At 73.0% G+C, this 16,366-nt stretch carries 15 protein-coding genes; all 15 read right to left on the reverse strand.

What is annotated here, in order from left to right; all coding sequences use genetic code 11:
- Window positions 1–31: 31 nt before the first annotated feature.
- On the reverse strand, window positions 32–445 hold the full coding sequence (locus P696_RS0126175) for a globin domain-containing protein (RefSeq protein WP_026414639.1): 414 nt from the start codon (window positions 443–445) through the stop codon (window positions 32–34).
- Window positions 446–570: 125 nt separating this feature from the next.
- Window positions 571–4,248 carry a chromosome segregation protein SMC gene (gene smc / locus P696_RS0126180; RefSeq protein WP_026414640.1) on the reverse strand — a complete coding sequence of 1,226 codons (3,678 nt, stop codon included), beginning with the start codon at window positions 4,246–4,248 and terminating at the stop codon, window positions 571–573.
- A 513-nt stretch (window positions 4,249–4,761) separates the two neighbouring features.
- Complete coding sequence (locus P696_RS0126185; protein WP_026414641.1) at window positions 4,762–4,959, reverse strand: hypothetical protein; 198 nt, start codon at window positions 4,957–4,959, stop codon at window positions 4,762–4,764.
- Between the two features lie 178 nt (window positions 4,960–5,137).
- Window positions 5,138–5,446 (reverse strand): acylphosphatase, encoded by a 309-nt coding sequence (locus tag P696_RS0126190; RefSeq protein WP_026414642.1) that lies wholly within the window; start codon window positions 5,444–5,446, stop codon window positions 5,138–5,140.
- 111 nt (window positions 5,447–5,557) lie between these two features.
- Window positions 5,558–6,460, reverse strand: coding sequence for a bifunctional DNA-formamidopyrimidine glycosylase/DNA-(apurinic or apyrimidinic site) lyase (gene mutM / locus P696_RS0126195; RefSeq protein ID WP_026414643.1), 903 nt, complete (start codon window positions 6,458–6,460; stop codon window positions 5,558–5,560).
- Window positions 6,453–7,235, reverse strand: coding sequence for a ribonuclease III (gene rnc / locus P696_RS0126200; protein ID WP_026414644.1), 783 nt, complete (start codon window positions 7,233–7,235; stop codon window positions 6,453–6,455). Before rnc ends, mutM begins: the two co-directional genes overlap by 8 nt.
- A 322-nt stretch (window positions 7,236–7,557) precedes the next feature.
- Window positions 7,558–7,737 (reverse strand): 50S ribosomal protein L32, encoded by a 180-nt coding sequence (rpmF, locus tag P696_RS0126205; RefSeq protein WP_026414645.1) that lies wholly within the window; start codon window positions 7,735–7,737, stop codon window positions 7,558–7,560.
- Window position 7,738: 1 nt separating this feature from the next.
- Window positions 7,739–8,266 (reverse strand): YceD family protein, encoded by a 528-nt coding sequence (locus P696_RS0126210; protein WP_084338167.1) that lies wholly within the window; start codon window positions 8,264–8,266, stop codon window positions 7,739–7,741.
- 175 nt (window positions 8,267–8,441) lie between these two features.
- Window positions 8,442–8,921, reverse strand: a complete 480-nt coding sequence (coaD, locus tag P696_RS0126215) for a pantetheine-phosphate adenylyltransferase (RefSeq protein WP_026414647.1) — start codon at window positions 8,919–8,921, stop codon at window positions 8,442–8,444.
- 135 nt (window positions 8,922–9,056) lie between these two features.
- On the reverse strand, window positions 9,057–10,511 hold the full coding sequence (locus P696_RS0126220; protein ID WP_051468195.1) for a penicillin-binding transpeptidase domain-containing protein: 1,455 nt from the start codon (window positions 10,509–10,511) through the stop codon (window positions 9,057–9,059).
- 57 nt (window positions 10,512–10,568) lie between these two features.
- The gene (rsmD, locus tag P696_RS0126225; RefSeq protein ID WP_026414649.1) at window positions 10,569–11,132 is read right to left on the reverse strand and encodes a 16S rRNA (guanine(966)-N(2))-methyltransferase RsmD; all 564 of its coding nucleotides are present in this window, start codon (window positions 11,130–11,132) and stop codon (window positions 10,569–10,571) included.
- 95 nt (window positions 11,133–11,227) lie between these two features.
- Window positions 11,228–12,166, reverse strand: a complete 939-nt coding sequence (locus tag P696_RS0126230) for a HEAT repeat domain-containing protein (RefSeq protein ID WP_051468196.1) — start codon at window positions 12,164–12,166, stop codon at window positions 11,228–11,230.
- Between the two features lie 195 nt (window positions 12,167–12,361).
- Complete coding sequence (locus P696_RS59405; RefSeq protein WP_378239651.1) at window positions 12,362–12,433, reverse strand: putative leader peptide; 72 nt, start codon at window positions 12,431–12,433, stop codon at window positions 12,362–12,364.
- A gap of 106 nt (window positions 12,434–12,539) precedes the next feature.
- Window positions 12,540–13,973: an MFS transporter gene (locus P696_RS0126235; protein WP_026414651.1), complete on the reverse strand. Its 1,434-nt coding sequence runs from the start codon at window positions 13,971–13,973 to the stop codon at window positions 12,540–12,542.
- Window positions 13,974–14,173: 200 nt separating this feature from the next.
- Window positions 14,174–16,366: an ATP-dependent DNA helicase RecG gene (gene recG / locus P696_RS0126240; protein ID WP_026414652.1), complete on the reverse strand. Its 2,193-nt coding sequence runs from the start codon at window positions 16,364–16,366 to the stop codon at window positions 14,174–14,176.

Below are 16,366 nucleotides of genomic sequence, written 5' to 3' on the forward strand. Positions count from 1 at the left end.
CGGTAGCGGCCGTGGTCGGGGGCTCCGGGTCTCACGCGTTCGCCCGCTCACCCTCCGCGGCCTCGGTCATCACCTGCGCGACCACGCCGTAGGCCGCGGCCCAGTCGCCCTCCAGCTCCGGCGTCCAGGCGGACCCGCTGAAGTACTTCAGGGTCGCGATCAGGCTCGCGCCGACCTGCGGGTAGTACTCCGCGACGACGCCGAACCCGTTGTGCCGGACGCCGAGGTCGCGCAGGAACGGGACGAGCGTGTCGGTGTCGTCGACGTGGGCGACGATGTGCGCGAGCGCCTGCAGCAGCTTCTCGTGCTGCTTGGCCATCGAGCCGGAGAACAGCTTGCGCAGCTGCGGGTCACGCTCGAACAGGTCGGCGTAGAAGTACTCCGCGACGTCCTGGCCATGACCTCCGACCAGGGCGAAGTTGTCTTTCAGGCGTGCTACGTCCATGGGTCGTCCGCCTCTCTAGGGCGCGCCCGCACGCCGGGCGGGGTCGCTCCAGGCGGGGGAACACGAGCGCACCGGCGGACATGTCTACCGGATCACCCAACCCTCTTCAACCTGAACGAGTGGAACTAAACGGACACCGCGGCGGGCTCCGGTTCGTCCCGGACGAGTCGCTGGCTGACCACCTGTGTCACACCGTCACCGCGCATCGACACGCCGTAGAGCGCGTCCGCGCCCTCCATCGTCCGCTTCTGGTGGGTGATGACGATCAGCTGGGACGACTCGCGCAGCTCCTCGAACACCTTGATGAGGCGCTGGGTGTTGGTGTCGTCGAGCGCCGCCTCCACCTCGTCCAGGACATAGAACGGCGACGGGCGGGCCTTGAAGACCGCGACGAGGAACGCGATCGCGACCAGCGACCGCTCGCCCCCGGACAGCAGCGACAGCCGCTTGACCTTCTTGCCCGGCGGACGGGCCGAGACCTCGACGCCGGTGGTGAGCATGTCGTCGGGCTCGGTGAGCGACAGACTGCCCTCGCCGCCGGGGAACAGCCGGGCGAAGATCCGCTCGAACTCGCGCTCGGTGTCGGCGTAGGCGGACGCGAACACCTGCTGCACCCGGTCGTCGACCTCCTTGACGACCAGCAGCAGGTCGCGGCGGGTCTTCTTGAGGTCCTCCAGCTGCGAGGTCAGGAACGCGTGCCGCTCCTCCAGCGCCGCGAACTCCTCCAGCGCGAGCGGGTTGACCTTGCCGAGCTGGTTCAGCTCGCGCTCGCCCTTCTTCGCCCGCTTCTCCTGCGTCGGACGGTCGTACGGGACCGGCTGGGCGTCCTCAGGAGCCTCCGGGCCGGGCGGGACGGGCTGGTCCGGCCCGTACTCGCCGACCAGCGCCTCGACCTCCAGGCCGAACTCCTCCAGCGCACGCTGCTCCAGCTGCTCCAACCGCAGGCGCTGCTCGGCGCGCGCGACCTCGTTGCCGTGCACGACGTTGACGAGCCGCTCCAGCATGGACGACAGCTCGCGCACCTGCGTGCGGATCACCCGAAGCTCGGACTCGCGGGCGGCGCGCGCCTCCTCGGCCGCCTCGCGCTGCGTCACGGCCGTGGCGAGCGACTGCTCGATGCGCGCCAGCGCGGCCAGCGAGCCGTGGTGCACCGCCTCGGCGATCTTCGCCTGCTGCTCGCGGCGCGCGCGACGCCGGGCGGCGCGGGCGCGCTCCTCGCGCTCGCGGCGGGCTCCCCGTTCGAGGGCGTCGGCGCGTCCGGAGATGGCCTGGACGCGTTCCTCGGCGGTGCGGACCGACAGCCGCGCCTCCATCTCGCCCGAGCGGAGCTCCTGCAACTGCGCGGACAGCTCGTCGCGGGCGGAGGTGTCCTCACCGGCCTCGTCGGCGACGTTGGCGGCCTCCTCGGCCTCCTCCAGCCGCATCGCCAGCTCGTCGGCCGCCTGAAGGTCGGCCTCACGGGACTCGGCCGCGGCCTCCAGCGACTTGCCCAGGCGTTCGACCTCACCGCGCGCGGCCCGGACGTCCGCCTCCAGCCGCGCGGCGCGCTTGGCCTCCTGCGCGGCCAGCGACTCGACCTCGCGCACGCGCGCGCGGATGCGGTCGAGTTCGGCCTGGGCGGCGTTGACGCCGAGCTGCGCCTCCCCCACCGCGGCCTGCGACGCGTCCAGGGAGACCTGCGCCTGCTGCTCGGCCTCGGTCGCCTCGGTGAGGTCGGTGGCGCTGCGCTCGGCGGCGGTCTCGGCGGCCTCGAGGTCGGCGGTCGCCTCGTCCAGCGTGGCGCGCATCTGCAGGATCGACTGCCCGCCGCCCGCGCCGCCTCCCTGCGCCCAGTGCGCGCCCACGAGGTCGCCGTCACGGGAGACCACGCGCAACGACGGATGCGTCCGGACGAGCTTGGCCGCGGACGTCACGTCGTCGGCGACCGCGACGTCCCGCAGCAGGAACTCCATCGCGGGACGTACCCCGGCCGGGACGGTCACCGCGTCGATCGCGTAGTCCACGCCCGGGATCCGCTCGACCGCGTCGCCCACGTCGGCGCCGCCGATCAGCAACCCCGCCCGCCCCGCGTCCTCGGCGCGCAACAGCGTCAGCGCGGCCTCGGCGGTGTCGAGCGAGCCGACGGCGATCGCCTGGGTCACGTCGCCGAGCGCCGCGGCGACGGCCGTCTCATACCCCGGACGGACGGTCAGCAGCGACGCGACGGTGCCGAGCACGCCGTCCAGCCCGGACGCGAGCAGCGCCTCACCGCCGTCCGCCGCGGACGCGAGCGTGAGGTTCAGCGCCTCGATGCGGGCCTGGAGCGCGGTCACCCGCTTCTGCGCGGCCTGGTCGGCGGACCGGGCCGCGGACACGGCGGCACGCGCGTCCTTCAGCTCCTGGCGCGGGACGTCCACGCCGGCGCGCACGCTCTCCGCCGTCTCCTTCGCGGCGGCCAGCAGCTCCTGAGCGGCCTCGTGCTCGGCGGCGAGCACCGGGTCCTCCACGACCTCGGCCTCGAACGCCTCGAACTCGGCCTGCGCGGTCGCCGCGCGCTGCTCGGCGTCGGCGCGCGCGGCCGACAGCCGCCCGATCTCCGACTGGCCCGCCTGCGCCTTGCTGCGCAGCGCCTCGACGCGTCCGCGCAGCCGGGCCAGCTCCTCACGGCGGTCGGCGGCGGCGCGCGCGGCGGACTGCAGACGCCGCTCCTCGGCGTTCAGCCCCTCCTCGGCCGCGGACCGTTCCCGCACGGCCTCGTCGAGACTGTTCTGCGCCTCGTCCAGAGCCTCGCGGAGCATCTCCTCCTGCTCGCGGATCTCGGCGGCCTCGCGCTCCATGTCCTCGGGGTCGCGGCCCCGGCGCTCCTCGTCGCGCGCCTCCGCCGCGTTCCGGTGCCGCTCGGCGGCCAGGTCGGCGACGCCGCGCAGCCGCTCCTTCAGCGACGACAGCTGGTACCAGGTGTCCTGGACGAGCGCGAGCTTCGGCGCCTGCTCGGCCTCCTCGGCCTCCAGCACGCCCTCGCGCTCCTGCGCCCCGGCGAGCGCCCGCTCGGTCTCGACTCGCCGCTCGCGGATCTGCGCCTCGTCGGCGGCCTCGCGCTCCAGCCTCGTCCGCAGCGTGACCAGGTCGTCGGCCAGCAGCCGCAGCCGGGCGTCGCGCAGGTCGGCCTGGATCGCGGCGGCGCGGCGGGCGATCTCGGCCTGCCGCCCGAGCGGCTTCAGCTGGCGGCGCAGCTCGCCGACCAGGTCCTCGACGCGGGTGAGGTTGGCCTGCATCGCGTCCAGCTTCCGCAGCGCCTTCTCCTTGCGCTTGCGGTGCTTCAGGACGCCCGACGCCTCCTCGATCACCGCGCGGCGGCCCTCGGCGCCGGAGTGCAGCACCCGGTCCAGCTGGCCCTGCCCGATGATCACGTGCATCTCGCGGCCGATGCCGGAGTCCGACAGCAGCTCCTGGATGTCCAGCAGCCGGCAGGAGTCGCCGTTGATGGCGTACTCCGACTGGCCGGACCGGAACATCAGCCGGCTGATGGTGACCTCGGTGTAGTCGATCGGGAGCGCGCCGTCGGTGTTGTCGATGGTCAGCACGACCTCGGCGCGGCCGAGCGGCGGACGGTTCGCGGTGCCCGCGAAGATCACGTCCTCCATCTTGCCGCCGCGCAGCGACTTGGCCCCCTGCTCGCCCATCACCCAGGCGAGCGCGTCCACGACGTTGGACTTCCCGGACCCGTTCGGGCCGACGACGGCGGTGATCCCGGGCTCGAACCTCAGCGTGGTGGACGACGCGAACGACTTGAACCCACGCAGCGTCAGGGTCTTCAGATACACGCGCTCGCCGTCCTCCTCCGGGTTCGCGGTCGGGGAGCGGCGCCGGTGCGCGCGTCAGGCCGTCGCCCCGGGACGTGCCGAGGCGCCCGGCAGCGCGCGGCTCGCGGTCGTGCGCCGTCGCGGACGGCGCCGGGCGGGCTCGCTCACCCCCGTGGCCCGCCGGGCGGACGCCCGCGAGCCTGTCGAACGATACCGGCAGAGGGCGCGGTCACCCCGCATCCACGCGGCCGTTCTCCGCCAATGTGCCGCGATCGGCCGCATAACGCCCCGGGCCCCCCGGCCGCTCACGGCGTCCGGGGACGGCCCGAAGGCACGCCCGGTGACCGGGCGTGCTGACGGGACGTGCCGCTGAACCACCGAACTCGCCGGGTCGGACGAGCCGTCAGAGCTACGGGCGCGTACCAACGACGGGTCAAGAAGACCGGACGGAGGTCGGCGGCGCGGCGGGAAAGAACAAGGGACGCCATGGGAAACGGCGTCCTTGACTGCGCTGACGTAAAAAAGCGGCGCCGATCAGGTCAGCGCCGGTTCGCGATCCTTCACTCCGAGCGACACCATGTCGCCATCGGCCGCCGTCGCGAGCGCGTCGTTCTCCTCCTGGAGCCGGACGAGCTCGGCCTCCAGGTCTCGTACGCGCTGCTGCAGGCGCCGCATCTCCGCGACCATCCGGGGGTCGGGACCGCCGACGTGGCCGAGTAGAGCCTTCGCCATGACTAAGGGTCCTCCACGCTGAGTAACCAGCAGGAATCGCGCACGGGAAGCAACTGGACTCGGTGCGCGTATCATCTAGAGTCGCACCGGCACGAGTCCTGGTCAAGACGGACATCACAGGCCGGTAACAACCTGTCGTCCCTAGTTTAGCAGGATCAAACCGGAATTCCCTACCCGGTCAACGTTCCTCGAAACCGGAGACCCCGCCGCGCGGCGCTCCCCAGCGCTCGACCACGCCGGTCACGCGTCCCGGACGGCTCGGAAGCCCGGTTTCGGGCAGGGCGCCCGGGCGCAGCAGCGCGAGCAGCCGATCACAGTCCGTACGCGGACCCTCGGCGTTCACCTCGACGCGGCCGTCCCGGAGGTTCGACGCGCTCCCCACGAGCCCCAGCTCCAACGCGCGCGCCCGCACCCACCAGCGGAACCCGACCCCCTGGACGTGACCGCGTACCCACGCGGTCAGCCGCACGTCCGGTTCGTCCGACATCCTCGTCCTCCCCGTGTCCTCTGTCTCCGGCTCGGTCCGCGCCGTCCCGGCCGCGTCCCGTGTCTCAGTTCACACCCTGGCCCAACGCGCACCCTGCTTCGGGGCACGCCGTCAGTAGCGCGCCCGGCGGGGGCGGGGCTGGCACCTCGGGCAGCTGAAGGACGAGCGGTTCATGAACTCGTCGCGGCGGATCGGGGTTCCGCAGCGGCGGCACGGCTCGTCCCGGCGTCCGTAGGCGTCCAGCGACCGCTCGAAGTAGCCGCTGTCGCCGTTGACGTCGACGTACAGCGCGTCGAAGGACGTCCCGCCGACCGCGAGCGCCTCGCCCATCACCTCGCGCGCGGCCTCCAGCACCCGCACGGCCTCGGCGCGGGTCATCGTCTCGGTGGGACGCGCCCAGTGCAGCCGCGACCGCCACAGCGCCTCGTCGGCGTAGATGTTGCCGACGCCGCTGATCAGCGACTGGTCGAGCAGCGCCCGCTTGACGCCGGTGCGCCGCCGCCTCAGCGCCGTGACGAACGCCTCCTCGTCGAAGGCGTCCTCCAGCGGGTCGGCGGCGATGTGCGCGACCGGCTCGGGCACGGGGTCGCCCATCCTGGACGTGACGAGGTCGGCGACCAGCAGGTGCCCGAAGGTCCGCTGGTCGACGAACCGCAGGTCGGAGCCGTCGTCGGTGAACGTCATGCGGACGCGCAGGTGCTTGTGGCGCTCACGGTTCTGCTCACCCACCAGCAGCTGGCCGCTCATGCCCAGGTGGGCGAGCAGCGCCTCGGTGGGCTCGGCGCCCGTCTCGTCCGAGGCGTCCTCGGCGAGCAGGGGCAGCCACAGGTACTTGCCGCGCCGCCGCGGCCGGGTGACGACGCGTCCGGCCAGGCGTCCGGTGAAGTCGGCCGGGCCCTCCTCGTGCCGCCGGACGGCGCGGGGGTGCAGCACCTCGGCGGACGCGACCGTCCGCCCGGTCACCCAGCGGTCCAGGCCGCGCCGGACGACCTCGACCTCGGGAAGCTCAGGCACCGGCGACCGCCGCCGCGGCGCCGCCCTTGCCCTCGCCGTCCCGGCTCTGGCCGGAGCCGCCGTTGTCGCCCGCGCCGCCGTCCTCGCGCTGGACGACCGTCTCGCGGATGGCGTGCCAGGCGGCCTCGGCGGCGTGCTGCTCGGCCTCCTTCTTGGACCGGCCCTCGCCGGAGCCGTAGGCCGTGCCGCCGACCCGCACCGAGGCGCGGAACGTCTTCTGGTGGTCGGGGCCCGACTCGGCCACGTGGTACTCGGGGACGCCGAGCTCCTCCACGGCCGTGAGCTCCTGGAGCGAGGTCTTCCAGTCCAGGCCCGCGCCGAGGCCCGCCGAGCGGGTGATCAGCGCGTCGAACAGCCGGTGCACCAGGGCGGACGCCTCGTCCAGGCCGCGGTCGAGGTAGACCGCGCCGATGAGCGCCTCGAGGGTGTCGGCGAGGATGGACGACTTGTCCCGCCCGCCGGTGCCCTCCTCGCCCCGGCCGAGCCGGATGTGCCGGCCGACGCCGAGCTCGCGCGCGACGCCCGCGAGGGCGCGCATGTTCACCACGGCGGCACGGAGCTTGGCCAGCTGCCCCTCGGGCAGGTCGGGGTGGCCGCGGAACAGGGTGTCGGTGACGACCAGGCCGAGCACCGAGTCGCCGAGGAACTCCAGGCGCTCGTTGGTCGGCAGGCCGCCGTTCTCGTACGCGTAGGAACGGTGCGTCAGCGCCCGCTCCAGCAGCTCGGGCGTGACCTCGACCCCGAGCGCCGAGACCAGCTCGGCGCTGTCGGGGATGGGACGGTCCTTCTTGCCGCTCACAGGCCCTCCTCGCCTGGCGGGGCAGCCCCGGGAGGCTGCCTGTGGACGGCGCGTGCGGCGGCGATGGGGCGACGGAGGCGTGTCCGCGAAAGCGAGGTGCGCGCCGGTGGGAATGAGTTCCCGGCGTGCACCACGGCTCCGGGCGCGGGCCTCGGCCGGTCACCACGCTGGCGCTGCGCGCCGGGTGGCCGGTCCCCGGGCCGCGGCGGCGGGCGCCGGCGCGGATCTCCCGGGGAACCGCGAGGGGCGGCCGCGTTCAGAACGCGAGACCGCCCCCCGGTGACGACGAGTTCGGCCGTCAGGCAGACGGCGCGATGACCTGACGCCGGTCGTAAGTGCCGCACGTCTGGCACGCGGTGTGCGGCAGCTTGGTGTCACGGCAGGTCGGGCACTCGACCAGGGTCGGGGCAGCGGTCTTCCACTGCGAACGACGGTGCCGCGTGTTGCTGCGCGACTTCTTCCGCTTCGGGACGGCCACTTCAGCCCTCCTGCTTTCCTCGTTGTAGGTCGATGGATCCGAGCGCCGCCCACCGGGGGTCGGCGGCGTCGTGGTGGTGGTCGGGCCCGGCGTCCGCCAGCCTTACACCGCACTCCGGACACAGGCCAGGGCAGTCGTCCTGGCACAGCGGCGACAGCGGCAGTTGGAGGACCACCGCGTCCCGGAGCACCGGCTCGAGGTCGAGCAGGTCGTCCTCGAGGCGGAGCTCGTCGTCGCCTGCGTTCCCACCGGAGCGGGTGTCAGGATAAACGAAGAGCTCCTGGAAGTCCGCCTCGAAGTCCGAGGCGATCGGGTCCAGGCAGCGTGCGCACTCCCCTTCGAGGGGAACCCGTGCCGTTCCGGTGACGAGCACGCCCTCGAGCACCGCCTCGAGCCGGATGTCCAGCTCCATCGGCGCGCCCTCGGGCACTCGCACCAGTTCGATGCCGAAATTCTCCGGAGCCGGCACGGTGAGGCGCTCCCGCCGCTCGGACCCGGGCTGCCTGCTGAGGGCTCGGGTGTCGAGCACGAGCGGGCCTTGCGCGGGTTCGTTGCGGGACAGGGCACTCCTGCTTTCGTGAGGCATGGCGAATCGCGACCGTCGTTCCTGGCCGATGTCCCAGGGTAGCCGACCTGGGGCGATCACCCAACTCAGGGGCCGGGTCAGGTGCACTGAGGCCCCACCGCCCCCGGAGGGGCACCCCTCAGGAGCGGCGGAGGCGCTCGGCGAGGCGGTCGTGGACGAGCTCCGGCACGAGGCCCGAGATGTCCCCGCCGAACTTGACGACCTCCTTCATGAGGGAGGACGACAGGTAGGAGTAGAGCGGGTTGGTGGACATGAACATGGTCTCCACGCCCGCCATCCGGTGGTTCATCTGGGCCATCTGGAGCTCGTACTCGTAGTCGCTGACCGCGCGCAGGCCCTTGACGATCACCGGGATGTCGTTGACCTTGCAGAAGTCGACGAGCAGGCCGTGCCAGGAGTCGACCCGGACGTTGCCGTACTCCTTGGTGACCTCGCGGAGCAGCTCCATCCGCTCGTCCACGGTGAACAGGCCCTGCTTGGTCTTGTTGATCATGACGGCGACCACCACCTCGTCGAAGAGGCGGGACGCGCGGCTGATGATGTCGAGGTGGCCGTTGGTCACGGGATCGAATGAGCCGGGGCAGACGACACGGCGCATGAGACGGCTCCATCCTTCGGGCGGGGACGACCTGCGGCGCGACCGTACCAAATCGCCCACAACGGGCCCGCGGCCGGGTCGCGGGCTCCTCACCCGGGCCGCCGGGTCCGGCGAAGAGGTCGACATGTTCGCAGGTCAGCCCCCCAGAGCATCGATGATCTTGGCGGCGATCGGGCCGGACTCGATGCCGTAGCCGGGCGCCTCGGTCATGACCGCGACGGCGTACCGGGCGCTCGTCCCCGGTCCGAAGCCGATGAACCAGCGGTCGTTGTAGGAGACGCCCTGGATGTCGGCGGTGCCGGTCTTGCCACCGCCCACGGACGTCCCCTGGAGGGTCTTGCCCGTGCCGGACCGCACGACCTCCCGCATCATGTCGCGCATCTCACCCGCCTGGTCGCCGGACAGGGCCTGGCCGAGAGACTGGCGGGTCGCGCCCTGGACGACCGATCCGTCCGCGCCGCGCAGCCTGTTCACCAGGTGAGGGCGCATGACCTTGCCGTCGTTGACGACCGCGGCGGCGACCATGGCCATCTGCAGCGGCGTCGCGACCGTGCTGCCCTGCCCGATCGAGCCGAGCGCGCTCAGCGACGGCTGGTCGGTCTTGGGGAACGAGCTCGCCGCGCCGGACAGGCCCTTGTCGTACTCGATCCTCTTGTAGAAGCCGAACTTCGCCGCCTGGTCGGCCACCCCGCCGTTGCCGGGCTGCTCGGCCCCCATGAACGCGAACGTGGTGTTGCAGGACTGCGCGTACGCCGTGATCAGCGGGATGGACGCGTTGTCGCACGCGCCGCCGATGTCCCCGGCGTCGTTGTTGATCGGCTGCCCCGCGCCGCGCGGCTGGTAGCTGCGTCCGGCGCGGACGCCGGTGTCCCGGGTCGCGCCGGCGGCGAGGTCGGCCGAGGCGACGACGGTCTTGAACGTCGATCCGGGCGGGAAGAGCTCGCCGGTCGCCTTGCTGAGCAGCGGTTTCAGGGGGTTCTTGTTGAGCCGGTCGAACACGGCCCCGGCCTGCTCGGCGTTCGGGACGGCCACCTGGTTGGCGTCGTAGGACGGATAGGAGGCGAGCGTCAGGATCGCGCCCGTCCTCGGGTCGAGCGCGACGGCGGCGGCCCTGCGCGCCCCGCTGGCGGCGAGCGCCTCGTAGGCGGCCCGCTGCGCGGCCGGTTTGACCGTGGTCTCGACCGTCCCGCCGGGGACCTTCCGGCCGAGGATGCGGTCGACGAGGCTGGTGGTCTTCAGGCGCGGGTCGGTGCCGTCCAGGATGTGGTTCTCGGAGTCCTCGAGCTGGGTCTGCGAGAACCTGGAGAAGTAGCCGGTGATCGGCGAGAAGGTGACGCTGTCCTTGTAGCGGCGCTGGTAGCGGTTCTTGGCGACGGCGTCGGACCAGGCGATCCGCTCACCGCCCGCGACGATCGGCCCCCGGGCGATCGAGTCGCGGTCCGCGAACTGGCGCGCGTTCAGGGGGTCGTCCCGCAGCGACTGCGCCTGGAAGCCCTGGACGTAGGTGATGTTCACCAGCAACGCCAGGACCATGGCCAGGGTGATCATCCAGGTCCAGCGCAGGGCCCTGTTCGTGCCGCCCGAACTCATGCGGACCCCTGCCCTCTGAGATCACCCGGACACGCATCGTAGTCGCCGCCCCGGCGGTCACCCCGTGGCGCGCCCGTACCAGAACACGGCTTCGCCGTAACGACGGTCACGTTCGGGCATATACCCCGTCGGCCACGACAAAGCCGGTGAGCGGACGGATCGTTCGACGGCGATCAGCGCGTCCTCGGCCAGCCAGCCGTTGTCGCGGAGGGATTCGAGCAGCTCGGTGACGGCCCCGTCCGCGAGGGCGTAGGGCGGGTCGGCGAAGACCAGGTCGTACGGCTCGTCCGGCGGGCGCTTCACGACGCGCTCCACCTTGTCGGCGACCACCGTCGCGCCGGGCAGCCCCAGCGACTCGACGTTCTGCCGGACGACCTTCACCGCGCGGGGATGCGACTCCACCAGCAGCGCGTGCGCGGCTCCCCGCGACAGCGCCTCCAGCCCGACCGCCCCCGACCCGGCGAACAGGTCGGCCGCCCGCAGCCCGTCCAGCGGCCCCAGCAGCGCCTGGACGGTCGAGAACAGCCCCTCCCGCGCCCGGTCGCTGGTGGGCCGCGTGTCCCGTCCCGCCGGGACCGCCAACCGCCGTCCGCCCGCACTTCCCGCGATAACCCTGCTCACGGCACAAAGTATGACCGTCCGCGGGTCCCGGAACGGACAGGGAATCCCCACCCCGAGATTCCCCGTCCGCACCGCGACCCGCGGACGGCTCGTTCCTAGCTGGACAAGGCCCAGCGGGCCTGGGTCCGGACTCCCGGGTCGGAGTCCGAGAGGGCCTCGGTGAGCGCGGTCAGGACCTCCGGGTGTGTCGGCACCCACTGTTCGAGGGACTGGACGGCGGCGCGCCGGACGTCCACGATGCGGTCGCGCAGGGCGCGCACGAGCGGCTGGACGGCGACGTCCGGGGCGGCGAAGGCGAGCGCCAGGGCCGCGCGGCGGCGGACCTGCCAGCTCGTGTGGGCGGTGGCGGTGACGACGCGTCCGACGAGGGGTTCGGGCGCGCCGAGCTCGCCGACGGCGTCGATGGCGGCCATCCGGACGACGGGGTCGTGGTCGCAGAGCAGGTGGTCGAGCGCCGACGGCGCGGGTTCGGGGAGGGCGGCGTCCTCGGCGAGCCGGGCCAGTCCCCCGGCGACCGCGACGCGGACCTCGCGGGCCGGGTCGTCGGCCGCCTCGGCGACCTCGGCCGCCGCGCGCAGGGTGACCAGGCCGAGCACGGCCTGCACGCGGATGTGCGGCTCGTCCTCCTGCAGGCCCTGCGCGTACAGCTCGGTCGCGGCGCGGACCAGGGCGTCGAGCAGCGCGGTCGCGGTGCCCCGGACGCGCCCGTCGCGGTCGGGCGCCGCTGCGAGCAGCAGCGCCTCCACTCCGTCGGTGCCGACGACGGCCTCGGGCAGGTCGTCCAGGGTGCGGGCGGCGGCCTCGCGGACGCGGAGGTCGGGGTCGGCGAGCGTCCAGGCGAGGGTGTCGGCGGCTCCCCGGGGCGCGTCCCCGGTGTGCAGCAGCCGTCCGAGCACGTGGACCGCGGCCTCCCGGACCGCCGCCTCGGGGTCACGGAGGTAGGGGTCGAGATCGGCGAGCGTCGGACGGTCGAGGGCCTGGAGGTCGAGGACGCGGGCGAGCATCGAGGGCGGCGGGACGGGCTTGATCGACATGTGGGGCCTCGCTTGTGCCGTGCGGATCGTCGTGGGCGACGCGCGAGCGCGTCGGCGGCCTCCCGGGGTGACGCCGGAGGCGGGCCACGCGATGCCGGTCGCGATGCCGGTCGGCGATGCCGGTCGCGAAGCGATGGCGCGCTCGTGCGGGTCTCCGGATCACGCCCCGGACGGGACGCGGAGCCGGAGGCTCCATCAACACAGCGCGCTGGCCTGCCGTCGGAGGTCGACGTGGCGGCGCGCGACGAGAGAGGTTCGCTCGGTCACGGGACCATCGTGACCCAGGTTTTCCCTATAGTCAACTAGAAAAGTAGGGATTTACGCCGGAGAAGAGGGGACGCGCCGGGTGCGCGTCCCCTCTTCGGACAGTCGGTCACGCGACCTGCTCCAGGTCCGGTGCCGCCGGAGCCTCCGTCCCGGCGGGACGCGGCTTGCGCAGCAGGACCAGGGCCGCCACGCCACCGGCGGCGGCGATCACCGCGGCGACCAGGAAGGCCGCGCGGAAGCCGTCGGTGAGCCGGACGGCGTCCCCGAGGGCGTTGGCGCCGTGCGAGGCCGCGAAGGCGGTGGCACCGGCCAGGCCCAGGGCCGAACCGACCTGGTAGGAGGTGTTGACGATGCCGGACGCGAGGCCCGCCTGCTCCGGCGGGGCGCCGGCGAGGGCGGACATCATGGTCGGGATGAAGGCGAGCGACATCCCGAGCGCCGCCACCAGGGACGCGGCGAGCACGTCGGCGGCGAAGCTGCCGTCGGGGCGGACGAAGGTCATCCCGGCGAGGCCGAGCGCCAGCACCAGCAGGCCGGTGACCGCGAGCGGCTTCATCCCGAAGCGGGCCATGAGCTTCCCGGTGACGCCGACCATCAGGATCATGATCGTGACGGTCATCGGCAGCAGCGCCGCGCCGCTGGCGAAGGCGCCGAAGCCGAGCACCTGCTGCAGGTAGAGGTTCAGGAAGTACCAGGCCGGGATCCAGGCCGCGCCGAGCAGGGCGAAGGCGATGTTGGCCGCGGCGAGGCCGGGCACCTTCCAGATGGACGGCGGGGCGAGCGGGGCCTTGACGACCTTCTGGACGATCGCGAACAGGACCAGCAGGACCACGGCGCCGGCGAACTCCAGCAGCGTCGAGGCCGAGCCCCAGCCCTGCTCCGGAGCCCGGACGACCGCCAGGACGGCGAGGGCGAGACCACCGGTGACCGAGATCGCGCCGAGCACGTCCACCGAGCCGCGGTGGCCGCGGACGGCGGGCAGGACGGCCGGGATGGCCGCGAGGGTCGCCAGGCCGATCGGGATGTAGATCACGAACACCCACGGCCAGCTCAGCCACTGGGTGAGCACGCCGCCGAGGAACACGCCGGCGGTGCCGCCCGCGGGGGCCGCCGCGCCGTACAGGGCCATGGCCTTGCCCAGCTCACGCGGGTTCGAGCCAAAGGTGATCATGAGCAGGGCCATCGCGGCCGGGGTGATCAGCGCGCCGCCGACACCCTGGATGCCGCGGCCGAGCAGCTCGACCCAGGCGCTCTGGGCCGCCGCCGCGACCACCGAGCCGGCGATCAGGACGGCCCATCCGGCCGAGAAGACCCGGCGGGCGCCGAGCAGGTCGGCGAGCCGTCCGCCGAGGAGCAGCAGGCCGCCGAACACGACCACGTAGGCGTTGAACACCCACTGCAGGTCGCCGGGAGAGAAGCCCAGGTCGTGCTGCATGTCGGGCAGCGCGACGCCGATGATCGAGGTGTCCATGATGACCATGAACTGGGCTGTGGCGAGCACCAGGAGGGCCCACCACCGCCTCGGGTGGTGCTTCGACATCTCCGACTCCTATACAGCTAGGGGGTAGGGGTATTACTTGTTCCGACGCGGAGAAACATAACACACCCCCTGGGGGTATGAATCGTGACGCCCGTCACACATGCGACGACCCCCGGTCCGCGTCACCGCGGGCCGGGGGTCGTCGGGGCGGGGCCGAGCCCGCCGGAAGGGCGGGGCCGGGCCCGCCGAAGGGCCTCTGATCAGGTCTTCTCGAGGTACTCCGTGCGCTCCTCGTCGAGCAGGGACGCCAGTTCGGCCGCCAGCCCGGGGTGCCGCTCCAGTTCCGGATCGTCCTCGACCAGGGCGGTCGCCTCCTCGCGGGCGAGGCGGATCACGTCCTCGTCCCGCTGGAGGGTCAGCAGCCGCAGGCTGGACGCCCGCCCGGCCTGCGCCGCGCCGAGCACGTCGCCCTCCCGGCGCTGCTCCAGGTCCAGCCGGGACAGCGCGAACCCGTCGGTCGTCGAGGCCACCGCGTCCAGCCGCTCGCGCGCCTTGGACCCCGGCTCGGCGTCGGTGACCAGCAGGCAGAGGCCGGGCAGCGTGCCACGCCCGACCCGGCCGCGCAGCTGGTGCAGCTGCGACACCCCGAACCGGTCGGCGTCCATGATCACCATGCCGGTCGCGTTCGGCACGTCCACGCCGACCTCGATCACCGTCGTGGCGAGCAGGACGTCCAGCTCACCCACCGTGAACCGGCGCATGACCGCGTCCTTCTCGTCCGGGTGGAGCTTGCCGTGCAGGACGCCGATCCGGAGCCCGGCGAGCAGCTCGCCCTCCAGCATCGGCAGCAGCTCCATGATTCCGAGCGGGGACCGGCGGCCCTCCTCGTCGGGCGCGGGCACGTCCCCCTCGTCGCCCTCCTTCTCGCCGATGCGCGGGCAGACGATGTAGACCTGCCGCCCCTTCCCGGCCTCCTCCCGGATCCGCTCCCAGGTGCGGGCGAGGAACGCCGGTTTCTCCGGGGGCACCACGTGCGTGCTGATCGTCGACCGTCCGGCCGGGAGCTGCCCCAGCACGGACGTCTCCAGGTCGCCGAACACCGTCATCGCGACCGTCCGCGGGATCGGCGTCGCCGTCATGACCAGCACGTGCGGACGCCCGCCCGACACCTTCTCGCGCAGCGCGTCCCGCTGCTCGACGCCGAACCGGTGCTGCTCGTCCACGACCACGAGCCCGAGATCGGCGAACTGGACGTGGTCCTCGAGCAGCGCGTGCGTCCCGACCACGATCCCCGCGTCCCCGGAGGCCGCCTCCAGCAGCGACGCCCGCCGGACCTTGGCCCCCTGTGCCCCGGTGACCAGCGTCACCCGCGTCGCGGCCTCGGCCCCGCCGATCTGCCCCGCCTGCCCGAGCTCCCCGAGCATCTTGGTGATCGACCGGTAATGCTGCTGCGCGAGCACCTCCGTGGGCGCCAGCAACGCCGCCTGCCCCCCGTTGTCCACAACCTGCAACATCGCCCGCAAAGCGACCATTGTCTTGCCGGCGCCGACGTCGCCCTGGAGGAGGCGGTGCATGGGGTGGGACTTCGCCAGGTCGGCGGCGATCTCCGCGCCCACCTGGAGCTGGCCCTCGGTGAGGTCGAAGGGGAGACGCTGGTCGAAGGCGTGCAGGATGCCGTCCCCCGTGGACGGGCGGGGCCTGGCGGGGAGCGCGGCGGCGGCGCGGCGGCGCTGGGCCAGCGCGATCTGCAGGACGAACGCCTCGTCCCACTTCAGGCGCTTGCGGGCGCGGCCGAGCTGCTCCCAGTCCTTCGGGCGGTGGATGCCCTCGTAGGCGTCGGCGAGGGAGATCATGCCGAGGCGCTTGCGGAGGACCTCGGGCATGGGGTCGTCGCCGAGGTCGGCCAGGTCCAGGACGGTCGCGACGGACTTGCCGATCGCGTCGATGTCCAGGCCCTTGGTGGTCGGGTAGATCGGGATGATCTCGTCCGCCCACTCGCGGGCGGCGGCGTCGGCGTCGCGCGCGGCGACGACCTTGTACTGCGGGTGCGCGAGCTGGCGCTGCGGACGGCCCGAACGCGGCCGGTAGGTGCTGATCTTGCCCGCGAACAGGCCGCGGGTGCCCGGGGACAGGTCGCGTTCGGGGATGTAGGAGCCCCGGCGGCCGAAGAAGCTCAGCTTCAGCTCGCCGGTGCCGTCGGTGACGGTGATCTCCAGGACGTAGCCGGGGCTGCGGGACAGCGTGCGGCCCTGCACCTTGACCACCTCGGCCATGACGGTGACGTGCTCGCCGTCGGCCAGCTCGTTCAGCGGGGTCAGCTCGCCCCGGTGCGCGTAGCGGCGCGGGTAGTGGTGCAGCAGGTCGCCGACCGTGTGCAGGTCAAGGCCCTTGGAGAGGACCTTGGCGGTCTTGTCGCCCAGGACTTTGCGCAACGGCTCGTCGAGGTTCGTCAC

This window comes from Actinomadura oligospora ATCC 43269 (assembly GCF_000518265.1).
Classification (GTDB): domain Bacteria; phylum Actinomycetota; class Actinomycetes; order Streptosporangiales; family Streptosporangiaceae; genus Spirillospora; species Spirillospora oligospora.

Bases quoted from the DNA above. Each gene is read 5' to 3' on its own strand.
- P696_RS0126175 (WP_026414639.1), bottom strand. From the start codon at position 445: ATGGACGTAGCACGCCTGAAAGACAACTTCGCCCTGGTCGGAGGTCAT.
- P696_RS0126185 (WP_026414641.1), bottom strand. From the start codon at position 4,959: ATGGCGAAGGCTCTACTCGGCCACGTCGGCGGTCCCGACCCCCGGATG.
- P696_RS0126190 (WP_026414642.1), bottom strand. From the start codon at position 5,446: ATGTCGGACGAACCGGACGTGCGGCTGACCGCGTGGGTACGCGGTCAC.
- coaD (WP_026414647.1), bottom strand. From the start codon at position 8,921: ATGCGCCGTGTCGTCTGCCCCGGCTCATTCGATCCCGTGACCAACGGC.
- P696_RS0126220 (WP_051468195.1), bottom strand. From the start codon at position 10,511: ATGAGTTCGGGCGGCACGAACAGGGCCCTGCGCTGGACCTGGATGATC.
- P696_RS0126230 (WP_051468196.1), bottom strand. From the start codon at position 12,166: ATGTCGATCAAGCCCGTCCCGCCGCCCTCGATGCTCGCCCGCGTCCTC.
- P696_RS0126235 (WP_026414651.1), bottom strand. From the start codon at position 13,973: ATGTCGAAGCACCACCCGAGGCGGTGGTGGGCCCTCCTGGTGCTCGCC.